This is a genomic window from Porphyromonadaceae bacterium W3.11 (assembly GCA_030434245.1).
GTDB lineage: Bacteria > Bacteroidota > Bacteroidia > Bacteroidales > Porphyromonadaceae > Porphyromonas_A.
The window spans coordinates 365,421-388,591 of sequence record JAUISX010000004.1; the positions used below are offsets into that span (position 1 = coordinate 365,421).

The 23,171-nt window shown below is 40.5% G+C and carries 21 protein-coding genes and 2 tRNA genes; 9 read left to right on the forward strand and 14 right to left on the reverse strand.

What is annotated here, in order from left to right:
• Positions 1 to 11: 11 nt before the first annotated feature.
• The 4 genes from QYZ87_08165 to QYZ87_08180 are packed head-to-tail and all read left to right on the forward strand — an operon-like array spanning position 12 to position 6,295.
• On the forward strand, positions 12 to 1,160 hold the full coding sequence (locus tag QYZ87_08165) for a hypothetical protein (GenBank protein MDN4754496.1): 1,149 nt from the start codon (positions 12 to 14) through the stop codon (positions 1,158 to 1,160).
• Complete coding sequence (locus QYZ87_08170) at positions 1,157 to 3,217, forward strand: TonB-dependent receptor plug domain-containing protein (protein MDN4754497.1); 2,061 nt, start codon at positions 1,157 to 1,159, stop codon at positions 3,215 to 3,217. The genes QYZ87_08165 and QYZ87_08170 overlap by 4 nt, the downstream gene beginning before the upstream one ends.
• 13 nt (positions 3,218 to 3,230) lie before the next feature.
• A complete protein-coding gene (locus QYZ87_08175) occupies positions 3,231 to 4,781 on the forward strand; it encodes a hypothetical protein (GenBank protein ID MDN4754498.1) in 1,551 nt (516 codons plus the stop codon).
• A gap of 26 nt (positions 4,782 to 4,807) precedes the next feature.
• Entirely contained in the window at positions 4,808 to 6,295 is a 1,488-nt protein-coding gene (locus tag QYZ87_08180) for a PKD domain containing protein (GenBank protein MDN4754499.1), read from the forward strand.
• Positions 6,296 to 6,385: 90 nt separating this feature from the next.
• Here the strand turns inward: QYZ87_08180 and rsmH are convergent, their stop codons facing one another.
• From rsmH to QYZ87_08210, 6 genes are all read right to left on the reverse strand, one after another.
• Complete coding sequence (gene rsmH, locus QYZ87_08185) at positions 6,386 to 7,309, reverse strand: 16S rRNA (cytosine(1402)-N(4))-methyltransferase RsmH (GenBank protein MDN4754500.1); 924 nt, start codon at positions 7,307 to 7,309, stop codon at positions 6,386 to 6,388.
• 5 nt (positions 7,310 to 7,314) lie between these two features.
• Positions 7,315 to 7,614, reverse strand: coding sequence for a DUF4286 family protein (locus QYZ87_08190; protein MDN4754501.1), 300 nt, complete (start codon positions 7,612 to 7,614; stop codon positions 7,315 to 7,317).
• Positions 7,615 to 8,454 (reverse strand): nucleoside triphosphate pyrophosphohydrolase, encoded by an 840-nt coding sequence (mazG, locus tag QYZ87_08195; GenBank protein MDN4754502.1) that lies wholly within the window; start codon positions 8,452 to 8,454, stop codon positions 7,615 to 7,617.
• Positions 8,451 to 10,478, reverse strand: coding sequence for a cytochrome c biogenesis protein CcdA (locus tag QYZ87_08200; protein ID MDN4754503.1), 2,028 nt, complete (start codon positions 10,476 to 10,478; stop codon positions 8,451 to 8,453). Before QYZ87_08200 ends, mazG begins: the two co-directional genes overlap by 4 nt.
• A gap of 76 nt (positions 10,479 to 10,554) precedes the next feature.
• Positions 10,555 to 11,457 (reverse strand): pseudouridine synthase, encoded by a 903-nt coding sequence (locus tag QYZ87_08205; protein ID MDN4754504.1) that lies wholly within the window; start codon positions 11,455 to 11,457, stop codon positions 10,555 to 10,557.
• Positions 11,458 to 11,553: 96 nt separating this feature from the next.
• A tRNA-His gene (locus QYZ87_08210) sits at positions 11,554 to 11,628 on the reverse strand.
• A gap of 751 nt (positions 11,629 to 12,379) precedes the next feature.
• On the opposite strand from QYZ87_08210, the gene QYZ87_08215 reads away from it, so the two are divergent.
• From QYZ87_08215 to QYZ87_08230, 4 genes are read left to right on the forward strand one after another with little or no spacing between them, the layout of a single operon-like run.
• On the forward strand, positions 12,380 to 13,114 hold the full coding sequence (locus tag QYZ87_08215) for a (Fe-S)-binding protein (GenBank protein MDN4754505.1): 735 nt from the start codon (positions 12,380 to 12,382) through the stop codon (positions 13,112 to 13,114).
• Complete coding sequence (locus QYZ87_08220; GenBank protein MDN4754506.1) at positions 13,111 to 14,487, forward strand: lactate utilization protein B; 1,377 nt, start codon at positions 13,111 to 13,113, stop codon at positions 14,485 to 14,487. The genes QYZ87_08215 and QYZ87_08220 overlap by 4 nt, the downstream gene beginning before the upstream one ends.
• A 23-nt stretch (positions 14,488 to 14,510) precedes the next feature.
• On the forward strand, positions 14,511 to 15,104 hold the full coding sequence (locus QYZ87_08225) for an LUD domain-containing protein (protein MDN4754507.1): 594 nt from the start codon (positions 14,511 to 14,513) through the stop codon (positions 15,102 to 15,104).
• A gap of 31 nt (positions 15,105 to 15,135) precedes the next feature.
• Entirely contained in the window at positions 15,136 to 16,692 is a 1,557-nt protein-coding gene (locus QYZ87_08230; protein MDN4754508.1) for an L-lactate permease, read from the forward strand.
• 64 nt (positions 16,693 to 16,756) lie between these two features.
• Here QYZ87_08230 and queF read toward each other — a convergent pair whose 3' ends face one another.
• The 8 genes from queF to QYZ87_08270 form a co-directional block, all read right to left on the reverse strand.
• Positions 16,757 to 17,227 carry a preQ(1) synthase gene (gene queF, locus QYZ87_08235; GenBank protein MDN4754509.1) on the reverse strand — a complete coding sequence of 157 codons (471 nt, stop codon included), beginning with the start codon at positions 17,225 to 17,227 and terminating at the stop codon, positions 16,757 to 16,759.
• A complete protein-coding gene (locus tag QYZ87_08240; GenBank protein MDN4754510.1) occupies positions 17,228 to 17,908 on the reverse strand; it encodes a queuosine precursor transporter in 681 nt (226 codons plus the stop codon).
• Between the two features lie 245 nt (positions 17,909 to 18,153).
• A tRNA-Pro gene (locus QYZ87_08245) sits at positions 18,154 to 18,228 on the reverse strand.
• Between the two features lie 761 nt (positions 18,229 to 18,989).
• A complete protein-coding gene (locus QYZ87_08250; protein ID MDN4754511.1) occupies positions 18,990 to 19,349 on the reverse strand; it encodes a GntR family transcriptional regulator in 360 nt (119 codons plus the stop codon).
• Complete coding sequence (locus QYZ87_08255) at positions 19,346 to 20,113, reverse strand: hypothetical protein (protein MDN4754512.1); 768 nt, start codon at positions 20,111 to 20,113, stop codon at positions 19,346 to 19,348. The genes QYZ87_08250 and QYZ87_08255 overlap by 4 nt, the downstream gene beginning before the upstream one ends.
• A gap of 28 nt (positions 20,114 to 20,141) precedes the next feature.
• Positions 20,142 to 20,267: a hypothetical protein gene (locus QYZ87_08260; GenBank protein ID MDN4754513.1), complete on the reverse strand. Its 126-nt coding sequence runs from the start codon at positions 20,265 to 20,267 to the stop codon at positions 20,142 to 20,144.
• Positions 20,264 to 21,022 carry a hypothetical protein gene (locus QYZ87_08265; protein ID MDN4754514.1) on the reverse strand — a complete coding sequence of 253 codons (759 nt, stop codon included), beginning with the start codon at positions 21,020 to 21,022 and terminating at the stop codon, positions 20,264 to 20,266. Before QYZ87_08265 ends, QYZ87_08260 begins: the two co-directional genes overlap by 4 nt.
• Positions 21,023 to 21,033: 11 nt before the next feature.
• Positions 21,034 to 21,885, reverse strand: a complete 852-nt coding sequence (locus QYZ87_08270; protein ID MDN4754515.1) for an ABC transporter ATP-binding protein — start codon at positions 21,883 to 21,885, stop codon at positions 21,034 to 21,036.
• Between the two features lie 253 nt (positions 21,886 to 22,138).
• On the opposite strand from QYZ87_08270, the gene QYZ87_08275 reads away from it, so the two are divergent.
• Positions 22,139 to 23,167, forward strand: a complete 1,029-nt coding sequence (locus tag QYZ87_08275; protein MDN4754516.1) for a hypothetical protein — start codon at positions 22,139 to 22,141, stop codon at positions 23,165 to 23,167.
• Positions 23,168 to 23,171 lie beyond the last annotated feature (4 nt).

Here is a 23,171-nt window from a genome sequence, read left to right on the forward strand (position 1 = left end):
AAAAGAATAGAATGGGAACAATTAGAAAATCACTGCTTATACTTTTCACGTTAGTATCATTATTGAGCTGTGATCGTATTCCTGAGTTACCATCTTTCAGTGGAGAAGAAGGAAACTCAGCAAAGATGATTGTCGTCAACGAAGGATTATTTACGACAAATACAGCAGCTCTTTCGGTGATTTATGAAGATGGGAAAACTTATTTTGACGTCTTTCGATGGGTCAATAACAGGCCATTAGGTGATGTGGCTCAATCTATCACGGAAATCAACGGATACTACTTTGTGGCAATTAATAACTCTAAAAGAGTAGAAGTCCTTGATAAAAAGACCTTTAAGAGTGTTGGCTGTATCCGTTATAAAGAATCAGGGTCACCTCGATTCATCACGCCTATTAATGACTCTATCGCGATGGTTTCGGACTTGTACGGTCAGCTGGTTACGATCCGCACTAAACCTCCATATGAGGAGCTAGAGTATATCCGGCTTCCACTTAAATCTACAAGCATCGAAAAGATGGTTACAGTTGGGGGTAAAATATTCGGAGCATACTTGAATAGAGGGTTAGCGATTCTGGACTGTGATGACTATAGTATCAGAAACATGCGACTAATGGAAGCTGTGGTCGTGGGAGAAGTTACAAAAACATGTAAAATGCAAGTAGATGCAAATAACTTATTATGGGTACTCACTACTCCACGATTACAAAAGGATCAGAAGAGCCTTACCCTCAACTGTATCGACCCTGCCCTAGAGAAAGTCATCAATCGGGTGGAAATCCCTTATGTCAAGGAAGATATAAAAAAGGGAGATATCGTGGGGATGCCCAATTATAACAGGGTAGATATAAATCCAAAGAAGACAAAAATATACTTTAATCTGATGATTGCTACTCAAGACGGCACCGCAACGGATGCAGTACAAACGCTATTTACCCTCGACGTGAATAGCCTAAAGGTTGAAAAGTATATGGAACTACCTGGAGTAAGTATGATGTACGGCATGGGCGTATCACCAGAAGGCGAGGTGTGCATATGTGATTGCCTAGACTACACTGCACAAAGGGGTTACGTTAGGGTCTTCTCGCCAAGGACTACTGAAATAAAGAGTTATAAGGTGGGGGTCTATCCACGGATGATTATTTTTCCTAAAGAGTCATGAATAATAATAAGTTAATCACAAGAGTTTTACTTCTAACTCTTATCATACAATTTGCCTGTTCGGCTTCTGCTCAGGACAAGAAGGACGATAGAGTTGCATTCGAACTATCACTTGATACGCTATTCGTCACCGAAAAATATATAACAAAAGAGAAGTCTGTAAATATTGGGGCTAAGGTACAGGCAATAGCACCAGAGGTACTTCAGGTCTTTCAAAGTCGTAGCTTAGCTGACTTACTGACAGAACAGACATCCATCAATATCAAGAGTATGGGGTTAGGTGCTCTCGCTACTGCTTCCTTTAGAGGAGCGAGTCCTGCACAGACTAGAGTAAACTGGAACGGAGTAAATATCACGCCCGTAATGGCTGGGATATTTGACTTTTCTCAAATGCCGGTCTTCTTTGCAGACAAAGTATCACTAGTCTATGGTAGTAATGATGTGAAAAGTGGAACTGGAGCTGTGGGTGGGAGTGTTAATCTCTTCAGTACTGCGATATGGGATGGTCAAACGGAATTCAACTTATCTGGAGAGTATGGTTCGTTCAATACCTATACAGCGAAAGGGTCGGCAAGATATGGGACTAAAAACTTATCGATGAAGACTCGTGCCTACTTTCAGCACTCAGATAACGACTTTTCCTACATCAATAAAGTAACCTCCAACGAACATTTTAGAGAGAATAGAGTGGATTCTGAATACAGTATGTTTTCTGTAATGCAGGATGCTCACCTACGTATCACACCTTCATCGACCTTAACAAGTGCTATCTGGTATCAATATGGTGATAGGATGCTGCCTCAGCCATTAGGGGTAGAGGCTACTTCCCACGAAAAACAAAAAGAGCAGAACCTCAGAGCCTACAGTGGTTGGGATAAATATTTTGACGACAAAGCTCAGCTATCACTTAAGCTTGCATACATATTTTATCAGCTTAGATACGATAAGTGGTACTCTACAACTCATTTTGACCCTATTGGCAATACCAACGCTAGCCATACCCTGCACGTGAGTGGTGACTACTCTCATCGATTGTCTGACGCAATACTATTGAATACGACACTCACATTTCAGCATGATATGGCAAAAGCTGAAAGCTATAGAGACTTGGACCCAGATAAATATAACATTGACGACCTGGAATTTAAGATCCCTGAGCTTGAACCACCAGTTAAGAAATATAGGAATATCCTTTCTTGGCATAATTCCATTAGGTGGCAAATAACAGACAAGTGGCTCACTGACTTGCGATTAATGCTCGAGACAAATGACTGGCGAAAGCCTGTATTTACCTATTCCCTAGGATTTATTGGAAGTGTTATCCCCAACGTGTTAAACCTTCGAGGTAGCGTAGCATACAACTATCGCTTTCCTAGCCTAAATGAACTTTATTGGCGTCCAGGTGGTAACCCCGACGTACTACCCGAGCGTGGCACCTCCTATGATGCGACCCTCTCCTTAAAGCTTCCGATAGGGAAGCGTTGGGAACTTGTTGCAGAAATAGCTCCCTACGTGATGTTAATAGATAACTGGATCTTATGGCTACCGACAGATGAGAGTGCAAAGGGGACTTCATCTCAAAACCAATGGTTATGGACCCCACAAAACAAGCGTGACGTGCTATCTACTGGTGTAGAAGCAATGGCTCGTCTTTCGTATTCAAAAGACGACTTCCGAGGTAATGTATCATTTAACTATGCCTACACGGACTCTCATACGCGAACCAAGCAGCATGAGGACGATGGCTCTCTACTAAAGCAGATTCCTTATGTGCCAAAGCAGAAATGGAATATTCGGCTGGCATTGGACTACAAACAGGTCTTCGTTAACTTTCAGACGACCTATGTGGGGGTTAGATTCATCACGACAGATCAATCCTACTTTACCTACCCGTATAATGTCTGTAACCTTCAGCTAGGATACACCTTTGCCCTTGGGGATGTGCTGCTTTCGCCGCAAATCAGAGTAGATAATCTATTCAATACCTATTATGAGTCTACTCAATATTATCCTATGCCTAGGCGTAATTTACTCAGCTCGATAATAGTTAAATTCTAAATTCATACAAAATATGAAGAAGAAAAATATACTTCTCTTAGTTATTTCCTTCCTTTTACTCACATTATCTGGATGTAAGAGTGAAGAGAAAAAAGAACTGCTCCAAGATGTAAAGATTTCAATGGAGGTGAAGATGCCTCAAAATCTTTCTGTCGAAGGGGTCAAAGGCTCAATCGCCTATTATTGGAATAAAGATCTTTTCCTGAATCTCGTTTTGACACAAGAGGGAAAGAAGAAATCGATCTTGCTTTCTCCAGAAAGCATACCAGCAGAAGGCGATAGAGCCTATTTCCAAATTGATTTAGACCATAAAGCGTTTGACTTCAAGAAACCGATAGAAATTCAGGGTGCCGTTGCGATCGAAAAGAGTGATCTGATACCAGTTGGGGGTGGCACTATAATAGCTCCAAAGGGGTTTGGGGGTCTCCTACCTTACGACCTTTTAGGAGAAATAAATCAACCGCTAGTACTCGAAAAAACATCCATTACCCCTAATCAAAAGGAGGAGGCATTATCAACCATACTGAAACCTCAAGGTCAATTAATTTTCCTACAGCTTCATAATGCCTCGAAGGAATCTGTTACCCCTAAGACCATCACTTTTTCTTCAGACAAAGAGGTCTTTCCCAATGAGAAAAATTCATTTGTCACATCAATAGGAGAATTTGAAGGGACCCTTTCTGATACCTCTATAGAGTTTGAATTTCCTCAAATTGGTAATGTGAGTCCTGACTGGACCCAGAATTATATCGTATGGATCCCTTCTAACAAGATAGAATCAGTAAGACTGAAAGTGGCACATGAGACAGAGGATAATGAGACTATCCTGAATAACTCTGAAGAGCCAACTCCTCTAAGAAAGGATGGACTGCCGCTCATTTCTGTTAATCTTACTAATGAAGGTGGTATTGATGTCGGTGATGATCCGAACGATGAAGATGCTGATACTTCCGAAGGTGGGGATCCTCACTTCAGCATGAATGATATTAAGTTCTGGGTAGGGGAAGGTGAAAATCGTGCGGCCTTAGTCATTGAATGGCATGATGATAAGCATCCAGATGCTCTAGTGTGGGGTTACCGTTGGGATGGAGAAAAAACAGGCATTGATATGATCAAAGCTATTGTTGAAGCCGATCCTAGACTTAGTGTGGTTATAGGAAAGGCATTTGGAGGACTTAATGTTGTAGGCGGTATTGGGTATCAATTCAAGATCACCTCGCCTCGTGCATACGTCCTTTTAAATGGGGAAAAGTTAGCTAATAATGGTAATGGGACCACGTTCGTAGAGAGTGCTAAAGATTTTGATAAATACACCTTTAGTGATCCTCAAGGGCACTGGAAAAGTGGCTTTTACACGAAAGGGTATTGGGTTTATTATTCGAAAGATAACCGTTTGGATAGTTGGTCGTACTCTCAGGTTGTATTTGGACTTAGAGATTTAGAAGATGGCTGTTGGGATGGTTGGTCATTCCAAGACGGGATGGAGAGCTTTGAAGGCAGACCTTTAGGCGATAAATTCGTCCCAGCACCTCTACCTAGCGAGGTTAGTATAACAGAAAATTAATTATAAACTTTGTAAAACGTAAAATCATGAAGAAGAAAACATTTCAATGGAGTCTGATATTAGGACTTCTTTTGAGTCTCTCCCTCTTTGGGTGTAGTTCTGATGATCGTATTAATGATCTAGAAAATGAACTCAACAAACTGAAAGAGCAGATTGATGCGGACAAGGCGAAAGCCGAGAAAGAAAAACAGGAAACTGAAGCTAATAATCCATTTATCAAACTAGCTCTTGATAAGGATGAGATTGCTCTAAACTTTTATCCAGGTGAGCCCATAAAAGTAAAGGTTGATAGTAAGGGGCTTAAAGATATTGTAGGCATCTCGAGTAACCCAACGTGGACTGTTTCGTATGACGATGCCAGCCAGATGTCGATCATCACAGCTCCTGTTAAATCTACTGCTGGTGCTAGTAATATTATCATCTCAGGTGTGAATGATAAGGGACAGGTATTCAGAGGAGTCATTGCATGTACTTTGAATGACTACAGCAGTCCTTACGGCACATTTATCCTAAATGAAGGAAGTGTATGGAGTACTCCATCAGAGATGGGATCACTTATTTATATCAATCCGAGGGAGGCAGCGACAGCTAATGTCTATAAAGGAATCAATGGTAGAGCGATAGGTTCATGTCCTCAAGATATGTTTTTGTACAATGATAAATATTTCGTCATCTCACAGAATACGAACCCGAATACTGATGGTCGCTTGACTATTTTTGATGCAAATACTTTGGAAAAAAGAGGGTACTATTCAACTGAGTTGAGTGAACTGAACAATCCGACTCACGTCGCAGTCGTGGATGACACTCATATATACATCCGTGACGAAAAGGGTATTTGGCTCTTTGATACAGCATACTCTGCTAATAAGCTCACTCTTATCGAGGGAACAAAAGGTGCTCGTAAAAATGTGATGGCTGTTAGTCATAATAAGGTATTCTTTTCCAAGAATAAAGACCTTAAAGTCATTGATTCAAAAACGAATTCTATCGTATATGAACACAGTTTTGATGGTAAAATCTCTGGGATTATCAATGCTGATAAGGATCATATATATGTATCAAGTTATGAAAAAAATGTGGGCGTCATTCGTAAAATAAATACTGAGTCTTACGAAGTCGTTCAAGAGAATATGATTGGAGAAGAATATGAAGGGAAACTTCTACAGATGAGCTTCGCAGCTGCTCCTGGAATTTCTGCAAAGGGAGATACAATCTACTATAGTTCTCTTGGCCAAAAAATATATCGCCATATTTTCAGTACCAACTCTTCTAAGCTGATGGTAGATATCAAAGAGGAGTTGAATCCAGAGCACAAAGTAACATATAACACGGCTCAGGTTCATCCCGTTACAGGTCATGTCTACTTTAATACTCTTAAAGGCTTTGGACAAGACTATAAGACTAATACCATTTATCGCTTTGATATGACAGGCGACAAGGGCAAATTACTTAATAGATGGGAAAACCTTTCTCGATTTCCTGCTGGAATCTTCTTTCCTCCAGCAAAGTAAAATAGGTTATTACATCTAAGCTCAAAAAAAAGAAGGCTACTCGTGCTGAGTAGCCTTCTTATGTATTTGTAGCTTTGTATGATTATCCGACTAGAGTTTGAGTGCAGTACGTAGCTTAGCACTACGAGAGCGAGGATTTTTCTCCAATTCACTTTCCGTGGGAGTGGTTGGTTTATTTCGCAAAGGTTTTAGTGGAGAAAGTGAAACTCCGAAATGGTCTGTAATACGCTCACCTTGGAGATTTCCAGTCTTGAAGAAGTTTTTGACGGGACGGTCCTCTAGCGAGTGATAAGTAATGATAGTGAACCTTCCATCTGAAGCTAATAAATCAGCTCCTTGATGGAGTAACGCTTCAAGTGATCCCATCTCGTCATTTACCGCTATACGAAGAGCCTGAAAGATTCGAGACAGATTCTTCTTGTCATGCGGTGGAGAAGCTGGGGCAATCGCATCAAGAAGATTTTGAATACTCTTAAGCTCTCCCCTTTGAGAGGCCTCTTTCATCAATCCTGCAATCCGGTATGCTCCCTTGATTTCCCCATATTCTTTTAAAATACTTGACAGGTCTTCTTGAGTAGAGTTTTCTATCAAATCCTGAGCTGTAGTGCCACCTGCCTTATTCATCCGCATATCTATTGGTGCGTCAAAACGAAAAGAAAAGCCCCTACCCTCATCATCAAGGTGATGACTGGATAAGCCAAGATCTGCCAAAATTCCATCCACAGACTTGACTCCATAGTAATTCATGAAAAAGGAAAGGTAACGAAAGTCACTTCGAACAAACGTAAAGCGCTCATCTGAAATATCACAATTTGCCAAAGCATCTGGATCCTTATCAAAGCCAAATAGATGTCCTTCTGGGCTCAAACGTTTCAGAATTTCCCTAGAATGTCCTCCGCCTCCAAAAGTAGCATCGATATATATACCATCTGGATTTGTAATTAATTGTTCTAAGGACTCTTCGAGGAGTACCGGCACATGATAGCCATCGGCTTTTATTATAGAGTCTTCCATATCAGTCAGGCTATCACCTCCATAATAGTAGGGTAGAATAATACATATTGCCCATAGGCTTGACGGATACGCTGAACACAAGCATCTGACTCTATATCAAATTCATCTGCTAACGCTCTTTCTTTCAACTCAAATTGGACAGCGATGGCCACCCCATCTTCAATTGATTGTGGTATTCTTAGTAACCTCCCATTATCCCAACCATCTCTCTCTTGCCACTCTGGAAATAGTCGATGCTGGATAAAGTATAACACATCACGCCCTATATTTCCTGGTGCATTTATAGTGATATTGTAAATATACATTTAGCGATCCTCCTCTTTATTGTCGTCTTTCTCTAAGCTCTTTGCTTCATTGTAATAGATCTCCATCTCCGCCAAGGTCATCTGCTTAAGCTCTTTCCCGTCTTCTTTCGCTCTCATCTCGATGTGATTGAACCGACGAATAAACTTCTGATTGGTTCTCTCCAAGCTAGTATCGGGATCTATTCCAAAGAGGCGTCCCATATTAATCAGACTAAATAGGAAGTCTCCCATTTCGCCTTCTTTCTGTTCCTGAGATGAATCCCCCTCTACTTCATCACGAAGCTCACCAAGTTCCTCATAAACTTTATCCCAGACGTCGCTCTTTTCCTCCCAATCAAAGCCTACATTTGCTACTTTCTCTTGAACTCGATAAGCCTTGATTAATGAGGGTAGCCCACAAGGAACGCCACTCAAGACCATCTTATTACCGCCCTTTTCCTTCAGCTTAATCTGCTCCCAGTTTTGCTCAACCTCATGGCTATCTTTCACAGAAACGTTGCCAAAAACATGGGGATGACGGAAGATCAGTTTGTCGGTAAGTCGTTGACATACATCAGCAATATCGAATGCTTGATTCTCTTCTCCAATCTTAGCATAAAAAGCAATATGTAGGAGGACATCCCCCAACTCCTTGGAGACATTAGCCTGATCTCCACTAAGTAAAGCTTCACTTAATTCATAAACCTCCTCAATAGTATTGGGGCGTAGACTCTCATTGGTTTGCTTAGCATCCCAAGGGCATTTAACCCTTAACTCATCCAATACATCAAGCAACGTGCCGAAAGCTTCAAGCTTTTCGGCACGACTACTTGGTTTGTATTTATTATCTTCTACAATCATTTATTTTTATCAAATTGATTAAGACCACCATTCAACCAATCTAAATAATCCTGAACTTTAAGATTATGTCCATAGCTTGGCCCTAGTGGCAATCCATTTGGATCAAGCATCACGTAGAATGGCTGTGCGTTAGAGCCGAACTTAGTTCTCTGGAAGTAACTCCATTTATCTCCGATTGTCTTTAGTTTACGAGACTTACCATTTTCCGTAACTACTAAAGTTTCTGATAGCTTGGTTTTATCATCGACGATGACTGTAATCAAAATGAATTTGTTGTCTATGATATCCTTCACCTTTGGATCAGTCCATACGGATGCCTCCATCTCACGGCAGTTGACACATCCATAACCCGAGAAGTCCACCAATACAGGCTTTCCTTCATTGCGAGCTGCCATCATACCACTTTCGTAGTCGTGGAACTTTGGATGCACCTCAGCATCATATAGGTTGAAGTCCTGAGTGTAAAGAGGTGGAGCAAAAGCACTAATAGACTTAAGTGGTGCACCCCATAGCCCAGGTATCATATATATAGCAAAGGCAAATGAAATAATAGATAGGAATAAGCGGGTAACCCCTACAGTCTGAAGTGGTGAATCAAGTGGCATCCTAATCTTACCTAGGAGATACATACCTAATAAGATGAAGATGATGATCCATAAGCTTACAAACACTTCACGGTCTAAGATTCCCCACCCGTATGCCAAGTCGGCAACAGAAAGGAACTTCAATGAAAGGGCTAATTCAAGGAAACCAAGAACCACCTTTACACTATTGAGCCACCCTCCGCTTTTAGGTAAATTCTGTAAGACATTAGGGAACATGGCAAATAAGCCAAATGGTAGCGCAAGAGCTAACGCAAATCCCAACATACCGATGGCTGGCCCTAATTGACTACCTGATGTCCCGGCTTCCACCAATAAAGTTCCGATAATAGGACCTGTACATGAAAAGCTGACAAGCACAAGTGTGAAGGCCATGAAGAAGATACTCAAAAGCCCCCCTGTACTCTCTGCTTTTGAATCCATCTTATTGGTCCAACTTTGAGGTAGCACGATCTCAAATGCTCCGAAGAAGCTAATGGCAAATACTACTAAAAGCAGGAAGAATATGATGTTAAAGACCGCAGAGGTCGCCAGGTCATTCAGAGCACTAGCTCCAAAGATACCGGTAATCAGCAATCCCAGAGTAACGTAGATAACAACAATACCAACACTATATGTAAGAGCATCTCGAATAGCATCTTTACGACTCTTACTTCTTTTAAGGAAGAAGCTTACAGTCATTGGGATCATTGGCCATACACAAGGCGTTAAAAGAGCAATAAACCCTCCTAACACTCCTAGAATAAAGGTAATTAGGTGTGATTTATCTGTCGCCGAGAGTGTTTCATCACCATAAGCCTTTAGCTCAGCCACCACAGGCTTCCATATATCACCATTAAATAACTCTACAGGAGCAACCACATCAGAAGAGCCCTCCGAATCTACACTTGCTGAAGCACTATCTTCACCACTTTCAGTAGTCATAGATATAGCATTTAAGGAGACTGCTAGGTCAGTAGGAGTGATCTTAAATTCGTAGCGATCAGGTGGTAAGCATGTAGTATTGTCACATATCATGAAGATAACATCCCCAGAAAAGACAAAGCTATCTGAATTTGTTACTTGAGCTTTTTGAGTAAAGGTAACCGAATTACTATGCCACCTTAGTGTCATATCAAAATTGGGGTCATATACCTCCTCTGGCTTATTAGATGCTTCTAGGTCCCCAATTAACTCTACATGCTTGCTTCCATCTAGCTCTATGGATGTTGCGGTTGGACCACCAGCTGGGATATCAGTGCCATATACGTGCCATCCAGGTTTTAGATTAGCGGTAAAATTGACTGTTATAATTCCATCTTCTGTATTAGAATGGGTAGTTTTCCAAGAGATAGCGTCGGTAATCATTTGAGCATTGATTACTGACATTGGAATTAACAACAACAAAAGAGCCATTAGGCTTAGTCTCTCACTCCTTTTCATCATTAACAACATTTAGTTTGTTTGTTTCAAAAAAAACAATTTAGGTTTCTCACATACATTTACTCGTCAGATCTCTTTATTTATCCTCCTTAAGCAACTGAAAGTAATGTGTTGGATATGCCCTTTCAAAGCTCATCTGCTGTCCACTTTTAGGTAGTGAAAACTCTAGAGAAATTTGCTCCAAAGCAATATCCTTATCCGTCATAAAGCTACTCTTTGATCGAACATCGCCAAAGATACTAAAATTATTATCACCAAAGACCTTTCTAAGTGAAAAAATCCTAGCTCCCACCATATCAGCTTGGACAATATGCATCATCCCCCTACTACTACTTTTATCAACTTTTATTTTAGCTACAGTCACCTTCCCTTTCCCAGAAAAGTCTTGACTAGACGACGTGGTTAATAAAAAGTTTTTCTCCTCTACTTCTCCCTCAATACAAGCAACAAATAATTGTTTCGTGACATTTTTACTCCAGGACTTAGTCATCAACTCCTTAGCTTCCACACTTTTTGCAAAAACAATAAATCCGGCTGTACTACGATCCAAACGATTAATCATAAAGATCTTCGCATCCGGGTTAGTTATCTTATAGTGACGGCTAAGCACCCATAATGCCGTCTCCTCTCGGTCCTTATGGGCTGTATTGACTGTTGGCATCCCTCTTTTTTTATATACCACGATATAATCATCATTTTCCCAAATAATCTCGAGGAATCTGTGACTGAAGGGTAATGGTGGAGCCCCACGGTGAACAGTAATTGATGCCCCTACCTCAGCTGTCATCAGAGCATTTGTGACGGACTTTCCATTCAGAGATACACGACCAGAGGATAGCAACTTCTTCGCTGCAGTCCTATTACGTGATGACTTCTCCATCAATAGCTCTAGCACAGGCATACTCACCTGAGCCCGATAGCTCTCTTGCACTGGAGTGGGATTATCTTGTGAAATGGTCTTTTTTTTATCTCTATTCATATTATTAGCCAAATAATTCAATATATACCAAGTGGAGCAACATTATATATCAAGAGAGCCTTACCGTACATAAGACAGCAAGGCTCTTTACTATAAGGGTGGAAGACGGGACTCGAACCCGCGACAACTGGAACCACAATCCAGGGCTCTACCAACTGAGCTACAACCACCATCTCGCAATATTGCTCTGCAAAGATACCAATAATTTTGTTACGTCCAAATCTCAATATCATTTTTTTACTTTTAATAGACTATAAATAATGAGTAACGACAAGTTTGAGATTGATATCGATATCGCATCAATGAAATAATAGTCCCCTCTATTATTCTTCAAGGAACCTAAGAACCTTTATCTGCAATATCACACAGTGCAAAACAAAGAAAACAAAACCTTCAACGATGACTAACGGCTCAAATCAAGCGACTCAAATAATTAAATTCTTAGCGAAAAGGAGCCCTCGTTCACAAAAAAATTTTATGCCTCTCACGATCCTTTACTTAAATAGGAATAAGTTTATAAATTATCACCATTAAATAGTACATCCCCATCTCATATCACACTCCTTTATAATCCAACCCATGCGATGGATGCTATAGCAATGTGCTATAATAAAGCTACAAAAATATTTTTCACACTCTAAACATAACAACAAAGCATCACCTCCAGAAAGAGCATAAAATTTCTACAATGACGACATGCTCACCGTGTACCTATGGCTAAATAATAAATAACAAATAGATTGGAAACGGTATAATAGCCAGAGAAACAAAACAAATCGACCGATTAACACTTCGTTTTATTTGAAATAACGTCAAAAAAATGTACATTTGACCATTACAATTATGAACAGGTTATTTTTTCGACTTAAGAATTACAACCCTTTGTGATACTTTATTATATTATTTAAACAACTTAATGCGTATGAAGATAGGACTCTTTATCCCATGCTACATCAATGCAGTCTATCCAAATGTAGGAATAGCGTGTTACGAACTACTTAAGAGCTTTGGGTACGACGTTGAATATCCATTAGATCAAACATGTTGCGGTCAACCAATGGCAAATGGTGGATACGAACAGGACTCAAGAAAGCTTGCCGAACGATTCGAAGATCTTTTTAGTGACTACGAATATGTGGTTGGGCCATCAGCCAGTTGTGTGGCTTTTGTTAGAGAAAACTATAGTCGTCTCTTAAACCATGAGTGCAAAACTGAGAAATCCCTCTATGACATCACTGAATTTCTCTACGACATCGTTAAGCCCGAAAGCTTTCCTACACCATTCCCTCACAAGGTAAGTGTACACAATAGTTGCCACGGCGTCCGAGAGCTAGGATTATCAGCGGCTAGCGAACTAACCGTCCCTTATTTCAATAAAATCAGATCTCTTCTAGAGAGAGTCCCAGAAATAACTGTGTTTGAGCCTACTCGCATCGATGAGTGCTGTGGCTTCGGCGGACTTTATTCAGTTGAAGAGCCTGAGATTTCCGCATGTATGGGACGTGACAAGATAGGTGACCACATGCATACAGGAGCAGAGTTTATTACGGGTGCTGACTCTTCATGCCTCATGCATATGCAGGGGGTTATTGATAGAGAGAAACTTCCTATCCAAACAATTCATTTCCTAGAAATTCTAACAGGTCAGAAGATATGAGCAGAACATCACATAGTAGGGCAGCAAAAGCCTTTCAAGAAGATAGAAACAACGCTGTTTGGCACGATGAGACACTCTGGATGGTTAGACAAAAACGTGACAAGCTTAGTCACAATATCCCAGAATGGGAAGACCTTCGCCATACAGCAAGAGATATAAAGTTATATAGCACATCACACTTGCCAGAGTTGATTGAGGAGTTCGAGAAGAACGCCAAAGCAAATGGCTGCTATGTGCACTTCGCTAAGGATGCAAAAGAGTATCGTGAGATTATCGAAAACATCCTAAAGGAGCATGGAGCTAAGAAGTTGGTTAAGAGTAAGTCAATGCTTAGTGAAGAATGTGAGCTCAATGAGCACTTGATTAATCATGGTATTGATGTAATCGAGACAGACTTAGGGGAGCGTATCCTCCAACTGATGGATGCTAAGCCTAGCCATATTGTATTACCTGCGATCCACATCAAGCGAGAAAGAGTTGGGAAACTCTTTGAGGAGAAGTTGGGTACAGAGGAGAATAATTATGATCCTACATACCTAACTCATCAAGCTAGGAAGGCTCTTCGTCAGGACTTCTTGAATGCAGATGCTGGCATGACTGGTGCTAACTTTGCGATTGCAGAGACTGGGGAAGTTGTAGTCTGCACTAATGAGGGTAATGCCGATATGGGTATGAGCTGCCAGAATATTAATATCACCGCTTTTGGTATCGATAAGTTAGTACCAAGCCGTGAAAGTGTAGGCGTCTTTACACGTCTGCTAGCTCGTAGTGCTACTGGACAACCTATCACGACCTATACATCTCACTTTGGCAGACCTCACGAAGGTGGGGAACAACACTTTATCTTGGTTGATAATGGTAGGAGTGAGATATTAGGTATGGAACAACACCGCAAGACTCTAAACTGTATTCGTTGTGGTGCTTGTATGAACACCTGCCCTGTATATCGTCGTAGTGGTGGATACTCATATTCATACTTCATCCCTGGTCCTATTGGAATTAATCTTGGGATGCTTAAGGATCCACGCAAGTTCTCAGGCAACGTTTCTGGATGTACACTTTGTTTCTCATGCTCTTACGTATGCCCAGTGATGGTGGATCTTGGGGAGCAAATCTACGTTTGGCGTCAAAAGCTCCACGATCTCGGTGTAGCTAATCAAGAGAAGAAGACAATGAGCGACGGTATGAAATTCATCATGGAGAAGCCTAAGCTATTTAATAGTGCTCTAAAAATGGCACCAATGGCTAACCACGCCCCTAGATTCCTTCTATACAATGGGTTGAATAAGTGGGGGCAGGATCGAGAGCTACCTCGATTTGCCAATGAGTCATTTAATTCATGGTGGAAACGCACTCACAAAAATAATAAATAACGATCCAAGGAATCATTTATATTATGAAAGAATATAATCAGAGCAAAGCTGAAATTATTGCTAGCCTTAAGAGAAATACCAAGGAGGTATTTCCAAAGCCTGAGATAAATCTCACACACGACCACTATGATGACAAAGTACAGGCATTCTTTGATACCTGTAATAATAGTGGTGGCCGTGCCGAAATGCTCCTCGAGGGAGAGTCTATTAATGAAGCTATCCTTCGTCTCTTCCCTGATGCCAAATCCATTGCATCTAACCTACCAGAGATAGAATGTGCCACATTCAATCCTGATGATGCCGAAAAGCCTGCGGATCTTAATGGCACAGACCTAGTCGTGTGCAAGAGTGTCTTTGGTGTTTGTGAAAATGGAGCAGTCTATTATGAGCAAGCCTTCAAACACCGTGCTATCTACTTCATATCAGAGTCAATCCTTATCATCGTGGATAAGAACAATTTGGTAGATACCATGCATGAGGCCTACGAAAGGATGCCTGCGGAGCACACTTGTGAATTCCGAGGATTCATTGGAGGTCCATCTAAGACTGCGGATATTGAGCAGGCTCTAGTAAAGGGAGCACACGGTCCCAAGGAGTGTATTATGTTGATTGTTTAACGGGTATTACAACTCAATAAATTTAATTGATATGAATGCGTTAGTCGCTTTACTCCCTATCGTACTCCTATTCGTCTTGATGCTCGGCTTTAAGATGGCAGGACACAAAAGTGCTTTCATAACACTTATTGTAACCATTCTTATAGCCTTCTTCCTACCAGAAATCATGGGCTTTGCTCCTGAGAAGTACATTCAGGGCATGGTCTGGTATTCTATTATTGAAGGGATATTAAAAGCGGTATTCCCAATCTTAATCATTATTCTCATGGCGATATTCAGCTATAATGTATTGCTTGAGAGTAAGGAGATTGAGGTAATCAAAAAACAATTCACCTCGCTTACAGATGACAAAGGAGTGATGGTACTCCTTATGGTATGGGGCTTTGGTGGTTTACTAGAGGGGATGGCTGGTTTTGGAACAGCTGTAGCCATTCCTGCCGCGATACTGATCTCACTAGGCTTTAAGCCAGGGTTTTCAGCACTAGTATCTCTGATTGCCAATAGTGTTCCTACAGGATTTGGAGCAGTAGGTGTCCCTGTGATCACCCTTGCCAATGAGGCTTCGACCACAGGTGTAGCTAGCCAAGAGATGATCTGTGACATCAGTTCCAAGGTCGTCTTGCAGCTCTCTCCGCTTCTATTCATACTGCCTTTCATCATCCTGACACTAACAGATAGGTCTAAGTCAGCCATTGTTAAGAACATCTTCTTAGCCTTATGGGTGGGGGCAATCTCCTTTGCGGTACAATATCTAGCAGCAAAGAACTTAGGTGCTGAGACTCCAGCCATCTTAGGAGCAATAGCCTCTATCATAGGAATTATTATTTGGGCAAAACTCTTTACTAAGAAAGAAAAGAAGAGCGTGGAGGCTACTGAGAAGTTATCCTTCAGCAGAGCCTTCAAGGCATGGAGTGTCTACCTCTTTATTCTCGTCTTTATTATACTAGCAAGTCCTTTGGTTCCAGCTATCAGTGGATTCCTTAAAACTCATTTAGTCAGCAAAGTACACCTGCCGATCTATTCCGATGGACATTACTTCGCATTCGGATGGTTATCTAATGCTGGACTAATGCTCTTCTTAGGAACAATTATCGGTGGTATGATCCAAGGGCTCAGCTTTGGTAAGCTGATGCAAATACTTGGTCGCACAGTCATCAACCTCAAGAATACGGTGATCACTATTCTTAGCTTGGTGACCATTGCCAGTGTGATGAACTACGCAGGGATGATTAATGAGATTGGTAGTGCCCTCGTAGCCCTTACAGGACAGTATTACCCTATATTTGCTCCATTGATTGGTGCTATTGGTACTTTCGTTACAGGTAGTGATACCTCATCTAATATCCTATTTGGTAAACTACAAGCGAATGTATCTGGCCAGCTCGGCTATGCCGATACCAACTGGCTCGTAGCAGCGAACACTACAGGTGCTACTGGTGGTAAGATTATCTCTCCACAAAGTATCGCTATCGCTACAGCTTCATGTAATATGGAAGGTAAGGATGGTGAAATCCTCAAGTCTGCATTACCATACGCCCTATTCTACATTATCGTAGGTGGACTGATGGTTTACTTTGGAGGTATTTGATATACCCTTAATATTGAAATAGAAATAGGGCTAAACTGAAATTCAGTTTAGCCCTATTTCTATTTTATCTAGACTTATACGCTGATAACCTTTGCAACGCCAGGTCCTCATACCTGGTACCCGGCTGCCCCCAATTGACATAGGGATGAATAGAGATACCACCCCTAGCCGTAAAGAGTCCAGTCACTTCGATATATCTCGGATTCATCAGCTTCACGAGATCATCAAGAATGACATTAGTACAGTTTTCATGAAAAGCCCCATGATTTCTAAAACTGAATAGATACAGTTTGAGACTCTTACTCTCAACCATCTTCACATCGGGAATATAAGAGATGACAATCTCAGCAAAGTCTGGCTGATGAGTGATAGGACAGAGACTGGTAAACTCAGGACAATTAAATGTCACCCAGTAATCTCTATCTGGATGAGTATTATCAAAGGATTCCAATACTTCTGGAGCATAAGTCGTTGGGTAATTAGTTGCTCCCCCTAGTAAGGTAAGGGTCTCTTCAGGATTTTTAATTTTGCTCATTTATTCAATATCTGTAACGTTCCAAAAATCATACGAAATATTCTCATCATAAGTACTCCCCTCTATAGATTTAAGCCTTTTCACCAGTCTTTTAGTCACCGGAAGGATGATAATCTCATACACGGTCTTCAAGCACACCTGCACCAGCATAAGCTTTAATAACTCTGCATTACTAATAATCCCCCAAAAGGCGATGGGAAAGAAGACCAACGAATCAGCACTCTCCCCAACAATTGTGGAGAGAATTGCACGAAGTGAAAAGTGCTTCTCACCATGCATCAACTTCATCTTACTCATAACATAAGCATTAAGAAATGAGCCAGCTAGAAAAGCGAGAAGGCTAGCAAGAGTGATACGCGGGGCAAAATTAAAAACAAAATTAAAATGCTCCGCTCCATCCCAAAAGCTAGCAGCTGGGATCTGAACCGCGATGAACCCCATGAGGACAACAAAGAAATTCATCGCAAAGCCACACCAAATAACCAAGCGCGTTTTCTTAAATCCCCACACCTCAGCAATACAGTCATTGATGATATAAGAGATTGGAAACACGAGCAAGCCAGCTGTGACATCAATAGGACCCAACTTAATAAGCTTAGTCTCAAGAAGATTGGCTGTGATCAGACAGACCACAAAGATTATGCCCAAAATCATGAAGGGCACAGATACTTTTTGTTTCATTATTCTTGTTTTTTACGTGGTTAGACAAGCACACGATCATTAATACTTATTTGACTATCAATAGAGCTCACACAAAATAGAGCCCCTATAAAGCCATTTTATCAGCAACACTCCTATATGGATAGCAAAGGTGATTGATTTATGCTTCCAAAATAGGTGCTGGCTGATTTATTTCGGCAAAGATAATCATTTCATATAAAATAAAAAGCTGAATAGTCATTAAAACTACTCAGCTCTCTATCAAGTCGGGGTGGTGGGATTCGAACTCACGACCCCCTGGTCCCAAACCAGGTGCGCTAACCGGACTACGCTACACCCCGATACTTTTTGATTTGAAATCACTTACCTTCAAACGTGATGCAAAGGTAACAACAAAATTTTATTCTGCCAAATATTTTCAAGAAAAAAAATGATTTTTTCTTCGCCAATAAATTTTCACAGCTATAAAGAAATGGTCCCTACTCTTTATGATACTGATAATCACCTCATTTTAAAAATGTTAGGATCTGCCCAATCCTCGCACTCAAAGAGTGAAGTTTTTTGTATCAATCCCTACATAGAAATCCAAACATCTGAAGGAAATTCTTCCTATAGGAAACAATTATTCTTCCTATAGAAAGAAAATATCGTTCCTATAGAGAAAAATCATGGGACATATATAATGTCTTTGAATACGCCTAATAGGGGGTCTAATCATCATAGTTGCCTTCTCCTACCCACTCAAAAAAAAGAATACAATATAGCCTACGATCCTAGAAATATTTCAAGCCTCCAACCATTAATCAACCGATATATCAGTAAGAAGAACAAATAGTGAAGTAAATAAAGGATTCGAATAACGACTGCTACTAAGTCAACTTATGCAGCAAAAAAAGGGTAGAGATCAGCTACCATGAAGGCACAAGATCTCTACCCACCTCTCAAAAAGAAACTATAAATGTATAAAAAGTAATTATATCACAAGGACCTTTTATCTATTGTATAAAGCCCCATTCACATGATCATGAGATGACGGCAAGCTGAAACTCACATTTTAGACTAGAACTTACATTAGAGTATGGTTCAGCAGCCGACTCTCTCATTATCTTTTTGCTTTACGTTCTTCAAACGCAGCCACCAACTCATCTAGACTAACGCCAATTAGCTCCATCTCATCTAAGATCGTCGGGAGTACCTCATCCATCAGCCTCTTTTTCCGAGCCTTCTTAATCGTAGTGAATGCATCCGGAGCTACGAAATACCCCATCCCTCTCTTATTATATATTAAGTCACCACGCTGAAGCACATCAAAAGCCTTCATCACTGTATTCGGATTGACTTCCATTTCCACAGCGATATCTCTTACAGAAGGTATCCGCCCATCCGCGACATAGTCACCTGAAAGGATACGATCCTTAATCGTCTCTGCAATCTGAATAAATATTGATTGGTCTTTTATCATAACTGCTCTATCTTACGAAGTCTTAAGTAACTTGCTATCAATAATCCTATTGACATCACCCATGAAAAAATTGGATAATACTTTAGCACCATATAGTTTGTCCCCCATAAATGAATAGGAGCAACTGCAAATATATATGCAGATAGGATAATCAATTTGTCTATCCACGAAGTAGCGCTAAAGCCAAACGCGGCCTTACTGCAAACTATACCATACAGCATTGCCGTCAAGATAAGCCAAATGAGCCCTTGATTAATAATCTTTAGAAAAATGATTGGATCATAGTAAAAGAACAATCCATTCTTATGGAAATCAACAATCTGAGCACCTTCAATGATCTGGCTTTCTAGTGCCACCTTTACCGTAGGGTTTATCATAATCAATCCCCACATAGCAAGTTGTGCTACACACCATGCTAAGAGAAAGTGAATGATTCCCAAAGATATGATTGAGATAAACTTCTCCTCTACAGAAGCTGGGATCGCACTATAGGCGAGAGTATCTGAACTCCTAATCCGCCTATTCATCGTATGGGCAAAATAAAACACAAAGGAAAGCATGACTAGGGTGAAGATCATGTCAAACATCATCACATAATCTCCCGACTGATACTCGCGATTAACATAACCATCCAAGAGTGAAAAACCGAGGAAGAGTCCAAGTATTATCCCAGAAAAGAGAAGTATTGACTTATATCTGATCTTTAATTCCATTCCAACCAACTGAAACAGACGTCGGAAAGAAAAATAATTTATACTATTCATAATATGTTCATTTCTAAATAAGTTACAACTAGAGCTTAATATCTAGTTGAGCCATAGGCTGATCCAAAGCAAGGATAGCAACGAACGGACGCCCAGGACATATATTGTTACAGATAATACCATTAGGCGTTAGACTAATAAGTGATGGCTTCATAGCTGCTCTATAAATTTAAGTCTAAAGTAACTAGCGACAAACAAAGCTACAGCAATCACCCAGTACACCACCTCATATACAGGTTTTAAGTCCTGTGATTCACGCGTTAAGGTAAAAGAAACAAATACCACTAGACCAATGACGACAATCTTTTCCCACCATGTGGTTGAACTCCATCCCCATAACGACTTCTGAGAGATAGCAAAGTACAAAATATAAATTAAGAACAAGACCAACAATGGCAAATGAGATATTGCTATAAAAAATACCTTAGGGCTATAAAAAGCTGTCCCACCAACGACACTAATAAAATCTTCTTTTACCAGAAACGAAGTCTTGGCAGATATATTAGTAGGGTTGATCAGTATGAGACTAGACATAGAGATCTGAGCTACAACCCAAGCCAAGAAGAAGTAGATGCCACCCAATATCAGAATAGAAAGAAAGCGCTCCTCTGTAGAACTCGGTATTGATGAATATGCTATCGTATCAGACTCGCGAATCCTTTTGTTCATCATGTAGTGAAAATAAAAGAGATACGCCACCATCACTCCTAAGAATATTGGTATGAAAATACTACCAGCATCTTCTCTAAGTTCATAATTAATTTTTGAATATCCCGTTATCATCGGAAAAACGACCATTACGGCAAAAAGGGCTCCTGAAAATATCAGTAATTTCTGATAACTCATACGAAGGTCCATACCCACCAATCGTAACGACCGTGAAAATGAAAATCGATTAATACTTCTCATACTTTTCAACATCATATTGTAGTCCTAGCTTCTACACTTTTAAGGGTGCGAAGTACTGCCTCTTGATTTTTCAGTAATCCATTGAAGAAAATCTCAGTAGAGAAGTTGTAGTCATCTCCTTCATTTCTTGCAAATAGCCCTATTCTACCACTTGGCGAAGCCTCCTCATATAGCGGCATACCGCCCTCACCGAGGGAACGTATCACAAACCGATCTGTAAGATCTCCCAAGCTCTCATTCAATAAGATTTGATTATCCTGAAGCACCATTACATAGTCGATAATCTGCTCCAAATCACGCACTTGGTGAGTACTGATAATGACCGTCTGTTCCTCTGTGATGTGCTTAGCAATCAACTTTCTAAAAACGCTTTTTGCAGGAATATCCAACCCGTTGGTTGGCTCATCAAGTAACAGAACTGGCACTCGTAATGCAAGAGCAAAAGCCAACATCATCTTTTTCTGCTGCCCCTGTGATCCAGTACTCATCGGCATACCATAGTCAATCTCAAATTCACGTAAGGCCTCATCTGCTATCTCTTGAGAAAACGTAGGGTAGAAAACCTTCATCGTGTCGTAAAATGTCCTAACCGATACCCTCTTTGGTAACCTTATCACCTCTGGTAGATAAAAAACTGAGCTCAGAAAGCTCACCTTTCTCCTCTTAGGGTCATCTCCAAGCACCTCTATTTGCCCCCTTTTGTACAGCAGCTGCCCTGCAAGAAGCTTTAGGAGCGTTGTCTTCCCCTCGCCGTTCAGACCTAATAAGCCTGTTATTCGCCCAACACCTACTTGAAAAGTAAGATCAGTAAATAAATCTTTCCTCCATGAGTAACTATAACTCACATGCTTTGCATCAATCATAAATCCTCCTTTATATATTATAAAACATCTACTATTATTGTGTACTACTCAACTAACACACCGCAAATGTATTTATAGTTTTTGACTCCACCAAATAAAAACACTAAAAATTGATATTATTTGCGGATAAACATACTAAAAAGAGGCACCAGAAAAATAGATGACGCTGAGTAATGGAATGAGATGTCCATTACATAGAGTCTAAAGAGAAGAAGAATCTAAACCAATTGTATAAATAACTTGTTTAACAATTATGAAAGATGAAAAAGAAATAAAATTACCTAGTCCCCTATTGTTATGGTTGATGTTTACGCTCCCGTTAGCTCTATCAATCATCCAACCATCGTTATTCATTGCAATTGGGCTATATGCTATTGCGATAATCCTTTTCATCACCTACATACATCAGGGGAACAACCTTTGGAGAGTTCGGTCATACGCAGTCAATCTGATATTACTTGGGAGCACACTCCTTAGCTATGTAATGATACCGGAGTATCATACGATATGGACACTAACAGCTATTTTTCTTTCATCAGGATGGCGTTGGGGCTTGAATTTATACCTCAGCCAAATGGGAATTCCTCAGTATATGCCCATCGCTGTCTCATCAGCACTCTCCATGCACACCTCCCTCTTGTATCTACTATCATATATACTAATGGGGTTATTTGGATATCAGCATGATGATTTAACTAACGCTTGGGTTCCTATCGGGCTAATCATTATCATAGGGGGGATTTCAACTTGGTATATACGCAAGAGTCAAGGTAGAATACAGCATTTTTCATGCCCTGAAAATAGTGCTCTAGTACGTATGGCCATCGTAAAAGATGACCAAATCTGGCTAACGACACAGCCCTATACTGGATGCTTTATGGATAGGGATCAAATCGATGCTGACGCAGAGTGTAACTGTTGCAAAAAAAACGACCAACCATTAACCTCATGCATCCACCCAGGTGAAACATCAGACCAAGCACTATCAAGAGCTATAAAGAACAGCCAGCTAAAAAGCAAGATACCTCCAAGGTACCTTTTGAAATACAAACTAGAGGACGAACATGGAAGTAGAGAAGTGCATCTATATGTCATCAACATACGCCCCAAAAGTGGTGCCATTAAGCTAACTATTAGAGGACGCTTCTACACTCCATTTGAAATAGATGAACTCTCCAAAATGGGATACTTTAGTCCGCTCTTTCTTCAGGAGTACAACTATCTTAGCCATACCCTGTTTCCAGCCAATGCACTGGCTAAAGCACACACAGACCACACGTAACCAA